This window comes from Streptomyces sp. NPDC007162 (genome assembly GCF_040634175.1).
Taxonomy (GTDB): Bacteria; Actinomycetota; Actinomycetes; order Streptomycetales; family Streptomycetaceae; genus Streptomyces.
Genome location: NZ_JBEYFC010000669.1, coordinates 1 through 4,169 on the forward strand (window position 1 = coordinate 1; position 4,169 = coordinate 4,169).

Below are 4,169 nucleotides of genomic sequence, written 5' to 3' on the forward strand. Positions count from 1 at the left end.
CGCCTGGGGTGGGGGCGCCCATACCGGGCTCAAAAAAAAAAAAACACAAAAATCGGGGGCGGGGCCCCCGGTTTCCCCCCCCCCCCCCCCCCCGCTGCGGGGGGAAGCACCTGCGCGATCTTTTTACGACGGGGGAATCGCGTCAGGCACTGCGGGGGGTGGCCGAGATGGTCCTCACGTCCGGCACCTCCGGCTCAGCCAGCCGGTGGTCCCGTTGGTCCAGGTTCACAAAAATCATTCCGTACCGAACGGCACAGCGCACGGGCTGTGGCGCGCCCCGCGGCTTGCGCAGGCATCGATACGCCCGTACGTCCTCGTCCTCGTCCCGCGTGACCACGACCGGTTCACCGAAGACAGCCACCATCAGCGAGTCACCACTGTGGGGGATGGCGGTGACCAGGTCGATGAAGTGCCAGCCGGATCGGTAGGCGGTCGCCATCTCACGGCGGAAGGATCGGTCGTCGGGTGGGGTGGTCACTTCAGCTCCCGGCTCCATCGGTCACGGAATCAGTAGCGCCGGCAGTCTCGGAGTTCACGGCAACCGCCGGCCAGCTGCTGTTCGCACGTACCTCACTCTTGCCGGCGGCCGAAAAACCACTGAGCACCCCGAAGGCTGCGACGGCGGACAAGGCGGCGACAAGTACCGAGCGAAGCAGTCTGTTACGCATCTTCGGCTTCGTCCTCACTTGAAGGTCCCCTTTTCCCCCGTCAGGTACGACGATGGCTCATTCGGGCACGTCATGGCCACACAATCGGTGCATCATGTTCCTGCATGTTCAGGACCCTGGGGGGTGGAGTTTTGGCAACAAACAACTCAAATGCGACACATCCCCATGCCATGAACGAGCTGTGTACGGAGGGTAGTCGCCTGTATGCGGCCGCGCTGCGTGCCGGAGGCATCGCGCGCGCGGACGCGGAACCCGCGCCCTGCCTGGTGGACTCCGCCCTGCTGCACCCCGACCCCGACGACCCGAACCTGCTGCGGCCGGTGCCGCCGGCGATCGCCCTGGCCCAGCGACTCAACCCCCTGGAACGCGAGATCACCGAACGCCGTCGGCTGGCCACCGACATCGCCGGCGTCTTCGAACCCTTCCTGTCCATCGGCGGCCAGTCGGCGGCGGGCGGCGGCTCCATCACGGTGCTGGAGGGCGGCGAGCGCATCAACGCCGCGCTCAACCTGGCCACGGCCCAGTGCCACACGGAGATGCTGACCGTCCAGCCCAGCGACCGGATCTCCGAGGCCAGCATGTTGCGCGGGCTGGAACGCGACAGACCCCTCATAGACCGGGGCGTCCGGATCCGGACGCTGTACCAGCACACCGCCCGCTACAGCCAGGAGAAACTGGCCTACGGGGCCCAGCTCGCCGACGGCAAGGTGGAGTACCGCTCGATAGACGAGCTGGTGGAGCGACTGATCATCTGTGACGAGACGGTCGCCTTCATCCCCACCCGTGAGGACCAGCAGGTCGCTCTGGAACTGCGCCACCCGGGTCTGGTCCGGTACCTCATCAAGGTGTTCGAGTTCATGTGGACCCGGGCGGTGCCGCTGAGCGCAGGTGCCCCCTACGAGACGGCTCCCGACGGCATCACCGACATCCAGCACTCGATCGCGAAACTGCTCGTCGAGGGCCACGTCGACGAGGCCATCGCCCGTCGGCTCGGCATGAACGTCCGCACCTGCCGGGCCCACATCGCCAAGCTGGCCCAGGTGCTCGGCAGCGGCAGCCGCGCCCAACTCGGTTACCTGATCGCCCAGTCGGGGATCCTGGAGAACAAACTCCCCGAGGAGGGTGGCCGTCGGTGACGGCCGCCCGCCCTCTCGCGCACGCGCATCCGGACGGTACCCGGTGACCCGCTGCGAGCACGGTGTCGAGGAGCTGTGCCCGGTCGGCGCGAAGCTGTACGAACGCGCGCTGCGCACCGGGTACGTCAGTGCCCGGGACGCCGCCGACGCGCCCTGCCTGACCGACTTCGGCCTCCTCCACCCGGCCCTCGACGACCTGGACCGGCTGGAGCCCGAGCCCCCCGGCGCGGCCCTGCACCGGCTGCTGCGCTCGGCCGCCGCCCGCATCGCCGACGAACGGCGGCGCGAGGAACAGCTCGTGGAGCTGTTCGAACCGCTGATGAAGGTCCACGCGCCGAGCCCGCCGGCCGGCGACACGCCCACGCTGCGGCTGCACAGCGGCACCCGCCGCATCAACCAGGCCATCACCGACGCCATGGCCGAGGCCGGCCGGGAGGTGCTCTGCATCCAGTCGCACGCCGGTCTCACCGGCGCCCGCGGCCGGGCCGCCACCGCGGCCGCCCGCAACCGCGACCAGGCGATCCTCGACCGGGGCGCCCGCATCCGCGCCCTCTACCAGCACACCCTGCGCCATGTGCCGGAGGTGTACGGCGTCTTCGAGGAGGTACGGGGCGACTTCGAGGCCCGCGGCCTGGACGAACTGCCCGACCGGCTGATCGTCATCGACCGCACGGTCGCCTTCGTGCCCGCCGATCCCGAGGGCTCGCTCGCCCTGGAGGTCCGGCATCCGGCGCTGCTCACGTACTTCGTCACCACCTTCGACCGGCTGTGGCGGCTGGCCACCCCCATCTACCCGGACGTGGCGCACCGCCCCACGGTCAACGGCGTCACCCCGCGCCAGCGGGCGATCGCCGCCCTCCTCGTGGAGGGCCACACGGACGCCGTCATCGCGGAACGCCTCGGCATGAACGTGCGCACCGCCCGCGACCACATAGCCAAGCTGGCCATGACCCTCGGCAGCGACAGCCGCGCCCAACTCGGTTATCTCATCGGACGCTCGGGGATCCTTGATCGGGAAGCCTGATCGCGGCCGGTGCCCCGCTCGCCGGGTCCGGCACCCCGCTCGCCCCGCCCGGCGGCCGGTCCAGGCCCACCTGGGCTATCCGCACGCCCAGTTGGGTACGGCTGGCCGCGCCCAGCGTCTCCGAGAGCCGGGCGATGTGGGCACGGCAGGTGCGGACGCTGATGCCCAGACGTTCCGCGATCACCGCGTCCTGGTGGCCCTCGGCGAGCAGCGCCGCGATGGACTGCTCCCGGTGCGAGATGCCCTCGATGCCGGTGTCGGGCAGTGCGGCGGTGAGCGGGATCGCCAGGCGCCACAGGCGTTCGAAGACCGTGACGAAGTACTCGACCAGGGCCGGGTGGCGCAGTTCCAGGGCCATCGTGCGGTCCGCGTTCGCGGGGATGAAGGCGACCGTGCGGTCGAAGAGGATCAGCCGGTCGATGACCTCGTCGAGGGTCCGGGCCTCCACGGCGTCGCCCATCAGCTCCAGGTAGTTGAGCAGTCCCTGGCCGTGCCGGGCGACATGGGTGTAGAGGTCGCGCATCCGCACGCCGCGGCCGCGCAGGGCGAGCGCCCGGTGCAGGCCCTCGGTCAGCTCCGACTCCCGGCGGATGCCGCCGGGCTGCACGGTGAGCACCTCGGTCGTGCAGGCCTCCGTCGCCTCGTCCATGGCCGCCTGGATCCGTGACAGCCCGTCGAGGACGCGGATCGCCGCCGTGCCGTCGGCGGCGGCCGTCAGGGCCGGCAGGTGCCGCCCCAGCCCGGCGTACCACTCGAACGCCGCCACCGCCGAGCCCACCCGTCGCTGGCTGTCCGTCACCTCGTCGTAGACCCCGCGCAGCAGCCGGGTCATGACCTCCTGCGGGGAGGTCGGCACCAGCCAGGCCATGTCGTCGGGGTCAGGGTGCAGCAGCGCCAGTTCCAGCAGACAGGGCACCGCGTCGGCATCCGTGCGCGCGACCCGGCCCCGGCGCACGGCCCGGGAGTACACGCGGTCCCCGGCGGCGCACAGTCGGTCGGCTCCGTGTGGATGCTCCTCCGTCCCGTGCCCGGCCATCGCCCATTCCACCCCCGGTTTGCTGCCTCTTCCGCAGCGCAACTATGAGCGGTCCTGACCGGCTCCGCAACACGGCTCCTCGCGCACCGGGCGCCGTTATGCGCGGGTACGCCCCCGTATCCGCCTGCCTCCGCAGGCCCCGTTGCAACAAGATGACGGTGGTGGGCAGGGGGTGCGGACGGCATCGTGGAGATCGCTTCCCACGGGTGTCACACGGCACCCGGCGGGGCCTCGAACCGGCCTCTCCCGCTCGGGTCGAGGCCCCGGCAACGCGCCCACGGGGGTGGCGCGTTGCCGGGCGGGCC

Annotated in this window: 4 protein-coding genes; 2 read left to right on the forward strand and 2 right to left on the reverse strand. The window is 70.9% G+C overall.

All coding sequences use genetic code 11. The features are described from left to right. Nucleotides 1–142 precede the first annotated feature (142 nt). Nucleotides 143–439 (reverse strand): (2Fe-2S)-binding protein, encoded by a 297-nt coding sequence (locus ABZ646_RS41700; RefSeq protein ID WP_360531533.1) that lies wholly within the window; start codon nucleotides 437–439, stop codon nucleotides 143–145. Nucleotides 440–838: 399 nt separating this feature from the next. On the opposite strand from ABZ646_RS41700, the gene ABZ646_RS41705 reads away from it, so the two are divergent. Beyond that, nucleotides 839–1,804, forward strand: a complete 966-nt coding sequence (locus ABZ646_RS41705) for a helix-turn-helix transcriptional regulator (RefSeq protein WP_360531524.1) — start codon at nucleotides 839–841, stop codon at nucleotides 1,802–1,804. Between the two features lie 43 nt (nucleotides 1,805–1,847). Next, nucleotides 1,848–2,828: a helix-turn-helix transcriptional regulator gene (locus ABZ646_RS41710; protein ID WP_360531527.1), complete on the forward strand. Its 981-nt coding sequence runs from the start codon at nucleotides 1,848–1,850 to the stop codon at nucleotides 2,826–2,828. Here the strand turns inward: ABZ646_RS41710 and ABZ646_RS41715 are convergent. Then, entirely contained in the window at nucleotides 2,791–3,864 is a 1,074-nt protein-coding gene (locus ABZ646_RS41715) for a LuxR C-terminal-related transcriptional regulator (protein WP_360531530.1), read from the reverse strand. The two genes, ABZ646_RS41710 and ABZ646_RS41715, sit on opposite strands and share 38 nt — an antisense overlap. Nucleotides 3,865–4,169 lie beyond the last annotated feature (305 nt).